This is a genomic window from Actinosynnema sp. NPDC023658, from assembly GCF_040639995.1.
Taxonomy (GTDB): Bacteria; Actinomycetota; Actinomycetes; order Mycobacteriales; family Pseudonocardiaceae; genus Actinosynnema.
Window position 1 is genome coordinate 1 of the sequence record NZ_JBFAAX010000500.1, and the last position, 4,346, is coordinate 4,346.

4 protein-coding genes and 1 pseudogene are annotated in these 4,346 nt (G+C 73.6%); 4 read left to right on the forward strand and 1 reads right to left on the reverse strand.

Going from position 1 to position 4,346, the window contains the following annotated elements; all coding sequences use genetic code 11:
• On the reverse strand, positions 1-814 hold an 814-nt coding region (locus tag AB0G02_RS29855), incomplete at its 3' end, for a BtrH N-terminal domain-containing protein (protein WP_360800433.1).
• A 502-nt stretch (positions 815-1,316) separates the two neighbouring features.
• Here AB0G02_RS29855 and AB0G02_RS29860 point away from each other — a divergent pair.
• From AB0G02_RS29860 to AB0G02_RS29875, 4 genes and pseudogenes are all read left to right on the forward strand, one after another.
• Entirely contained in the window at positions 1,317-2,618 is a 1,302-nt protein-coding gene (locus AB0G02_RS29860) for a glutamate-5-semialdehyde dehydrogenase (protein ID WP_360800436.1), read from the forward strand.
• Complete coding sequence (locus AB0G02_RS29865; RefSeq protein WP_360800439.1) at positions 2,615-2,905, forward strand: acyl carrier protein; 291 nt, start codon at positions 2,615-2,617, stop codon at positions 2,903-2,905. The genes AB0G02_RS29860 and AB0G02_RS29865 overlap by 4 nt, the downstream gene beginning before the upstream one ends.
• Before the next feature lie 59 nt (positions 2,906-2,964).
• Positions 2,965-3,948, forward strand: a complete 984-nt coding sequence (locus tag AB0G02_RS29870) for a hypothetical protein (protein WP_360800441.1) — start codon at positions 2,965-2,967, stop codon at positions 3,946-3,948.
• A pseudogene (locus tag AB0G02_RS29875) lies at positions 3,945-4,346 on the forward strand (saccharopine dehydrogenase); the annotation flags it as partial. The gene AB0G02_RS29870 and the pseudogene AB0G02_RS29875, both read left to right, overlap by 4 nt.

Sequence of the window (4,346 nt, forward strand, 5' to 3'; positions counted from 1 at the left end):
GCTCCTCCAGGCCGAGGCGCCGCAGTCCGGCGCGCACGTCGACCAGCCACAGCCGGTGCAGCGACCGGTCGCGGACGAGCAGCCACACCTGGAGCGCCAGGTTCTGCACGGCCTCCCGGTCGAGCCCGGCGTGCCCGTCGAGCAGCCGGGCGAACGAGCCGTCGCGCTCGGCGGCCAGGATGCCCTCCGCGTTGGTGGCGACCTGGTGCGGCACGTCCACCGGTGACGGCTCCCCCACCGCGTCGAGCACCGCCCACGACCCCGCGGTGAGCGCGAGCGCCACGTCGCCCAGGCCGACCTTGACCGTCAACGGCGTGGCGCGGCCGTAGGGGGTGGCGTTGTCGTACGGGTCCACCACGTGCAGCACCGGTTCCCGCGACTCGCCCAGCGGGTCGATGCCCTCGACGACGAACCCGTGCGCCATGTGCTCGTTGCGGTGGTAGGGCAGCCACGGCATGTGGAAGGCGTCGCCCACCACCGACACGGCCCGACCGGCGTCCAGCTCCGCGTGCCACGCCCGCACGGCCGCGGCGTCGTCGCCGCGGATCTCCCGCCGGCGCGGCGCGAACCCGGTGCGCGTGGCCAGGCCGGCGGCCTGGTCTCCGGAGGGCAGGTTCAGCCGCGGCGGACCGTCCGTGTCCTCCACCAGGCAGAACTTCCAGCGCGCCGCGAACGGCGTGCGGACGTCGTCCACCCCGGCCTGCGCCAACAGCAGCGCGAGGTCGTCGGACACGCAGTCCAGCAACGCCGAGTCGACTCGGTTCAACAATGCCGCGCAGGGCGCGAAGGCGTGCGAGTGGGCAATGGCCACCACGGATGTCCCCCTTGACGAAGAACGGGCGAATTTTCCGGTGCACCCAGGACGAGAAGGCACCACAATGAACTGGACAGCGTCGTTCCCGAACCTCGGACCCAAGTTTCCCCAGATCGTCGGCGACCAACCGCAGACTGTTCGACGGTGTTCGCCCCCGGACTTCACCTGTCCGACCGACATCTCATTCGTACTGCTGGTCCCGGGACCGCGCAACTGCGGAGAAGTGCGGCGAGCTGCGCCGACGGGGTCGCTTCGACCAGCAGAGGAGGGGTCCCGGCGAGTTAAACGAGGCCAGTCGGGGCAACCGGCCAACCAGCCGGGGGGAGCGGTCTTGAGCCGGACGTACGAGCGCCACCGGAGAATTGACCCGGTGGGGTTAACAGTTATCCACACTCCTATTCGGACGTTCGATTTCCGGATACTTCACGCGTGCAGTTGTGAACCGGACGACGATCTGCTTCCGTGGGCTTCACGGTTTTTATCGCACAGTCCGGACGGAGCCATGATCGAATCCTTTGTGCAGAACGCGCGTCGGGCCGCCGACGCCGCGCCCCCGGTGACCGACCCGGCGTACCCGTTGTTCGCGGCGGCGGTCCGGCGACGCCTGGTCGAGCGCTGGGACGAGGTGCTCGCCGTCAACGAGGAGGACGTGCGGGCCGCCCTCGACGCGGGGCACCCGTCCGCGATGGTCGACCGGATGAGGCTGACCGCCGCGCACCGCGACGCGATCGTCGAGCTGACCCGGCGGGTCCGGGAGGACCTGCCTCAGGTGACCGCGCCGGGTCCGGAGGTGCGGGGCGTCGGCCGCAGCCGGGCGCACCTGGTGGCCCGGCCGCTGGGCGTGCTGCTCATGGTCTACGAGTCGCGCCCCATGGTGACGCTGGACAGCGCCGTGCTCGCGGTGTGCACGGGCAACGCCGTGCTGCTGCGCGGTGGCAGCGAGTGCCGCCGGTGCAACGCCGTGCTGGCCGAGGTCGTCACGGCGGCGTTGCGGGACTCCGGCCTGCCCGAGCACCTGGCCCAGGTGCTGCTGGACACCGACCGCGCGCAGCTGCGCGAGCTGATGAAGCGCGACGACGAGATCGACGTGCTGCTGCCGCGCGGCGGCGCGGGCCTGGTGTCCTACTGCCGCACCGCGTCCCGCATCCCGGTGATCGCGGGCGGCGCGGGCGTCAACCACCTGTACGCGCACTCCTCCGCCGACCCCGGCGAAGCCGTCCGCCTGGTCCTGGACAGCAAGCTGCCCGACCCTGCGGGCTGCACGGCGCTGGAGATGCTGCTGCTGGACGAGGCGGTGGCCGACGACTTCTTCACCGCGCTGGGCGGCCACCTGGACGAGCCCGACGTGCGGCAGCTCGCGCTGCGCACCCCCGCCGAGGTGGCGAAGCGGCTGCCCGACGACGTGACGCGGGCGCTGGAGGTGCGGGAGCTGGCGGACAACGACGACGGCCGGGAGTTCCTGGACACCACGCTCGGCGTCCGCGTCGTGTCCGGTGTGGACGAAGCGGTGCGGCACGTGCGGCGCTTCGGCACCGGGCACACCGAGGGCATCGTGGCGCGCTCGGCGGAGGCGGTCGGGCACTTCACCACCCGGGTCGACGCGGCGGCCGTCGTCGTCAACGGCTCGCTGCGGCTGCACGACGGACCCACGATGGGGACGGGACCGGAGATCGCGATCAGCACCGGCCGGCTGCACGTGCGCGGCCCGGTCGGCCTGGCCGCCCTGCTCACCAGGAGCTGGGTGGTCGACGGCGGTGGGACCACCCGGTTCCGCCGGGACGGCGTGGCACGGGAGGACCGATGACTGCGGTGGACGCGAACGGGCGCGACGAGGTCGGCGCGGCGGTGAAGAGGATGGTGGTCGCGGAGTCGCGGCTGACCATCGACCCGGCGACCGTGGACGACACCGAGCCGCTCAACGGCGAGGTGCTGCGGGTGACGTCGGTCGGCTTCCTGTCCATGCTGATCCGGCTGGAGGACGAGCTGGGCGTGACGCTGCCGGACGACCTGTTCGCCGGTCGCACCTTCCGCACGGTGGCCGACCTGGTGGACGTGGTCGCGCCGACCTACGCCGACCAGAGGGCCGGATGAGCGCGCCCGGGAGCGCGGCGGACACGCCCCAGAGCCGGCTGAGCGCACCGGGAAGCCGCGTGAGCGCACCCGCGGCACCGGAGGAGGTCGCCACGCGGGCGTTGAGCTGCTACACCGCCAACCTCGCCCGCTACCTGCTGCGCGACGACCCGGGCGCGCTGGACGCGATCGCCCGCTCGGTGCGCCTGGCCGTGCGGACCGAGCTGCCCGGTGACGCGCTCGCCGTGTCGCACCACCGCGTTCCGCTGCACGGACTGCCGCGGGACGGCGTGCTGGAGCACGCCTCGGCGGGGACGGCGGACGCCGCCCTGGCCGGTGTGGCCGACGAGCTGTGGCGGCACGGGCAGGTGCTGGTCGCGGCCTCCAGCGCCGCGCTGCCGTGGTCGATCGCCCGGCCCGAGGACAGCGCGCCGCACCTGCTGCTCGTGGACGGCCACGGGCCCGACGGGTGGCACGTGGTGGACGACTTCTCGGCCCTGCTGCCGGAAGGGCGGCAGGACCCGTTCGACGGCTGGGTCACCGACTCCGCGCTGCTCGTCGCGATGGCCCCGGTCGACTCGCCCCGGCCCGAGCACCGGTTGCGCGACGAGCACCTGTTCGGCGTGCCCGTGCCGCCACCACCCGCCGACACCTACCGGTGGTTCACGCTCGGCCCCGGCGGCGGGACCGGGTCCGGTCTGCCCGACGGCTGGCGGGTCGGCGCGGACGCGATCCGGGCGCTCGGTGACTTCTGGAGCGGCCTGGGCGAGCACCCCGACCGCGCCCGGTTCCTGGACGACGTGTGGGCCGCCTCGCAGCACCACGTGTTCCGCTACGCGCGGCTGCTGCACACCCGGCGTCCGTCCGACCGGGACGCCGAGGCGTTCCTCGCCGCCTCCGCCGCGTGGCGGGACCTGCCGATGGCGCTGCACTTCGCGGTGCGGTCCGCCGCACGCGGCCGGTCGCGGCCCGCGGTGGTCCGGACGACCTTCGACCACCTGCTCGCGGTCGAAGCCGGGGCGCGGCGGCCGGCCGAGCGCTACGGCTACCCTTCGACCACATGACGGTCACTTTGTGGATGCGCAGCGAGGTGCGCCCGACCGAGCGCCGCGCGCCGATCACCCCCGCCGACGCCGCACTCCTGGTGCGCGACGGCTTCAGCGTGACCGTCGAGGAGTCCGCGCAACGCGTGCACCCGATCGAGGACTACGCCGCGGCGGGCTGCGCCGTGGTCGAGGCGGGCGGTTGGGTCGACGCGCCCGACGACGCGGTGGTCGTCGGGCTGAAGGAGCTGCCCGACGAACCCGCCGCGCTGCGGCACCGGCACGTGTTCTTCGGCCACGCCTACAAGCAGCAGGAAGGTGCGGACCGGCTGCTGCGCCGGTTCGTCGAGGGCGGCGGCGCGCTGCTCGACCTGGAGTACCTGACCGACGACTCGGGCCGGCGGCTGGCGGCGTTCGGC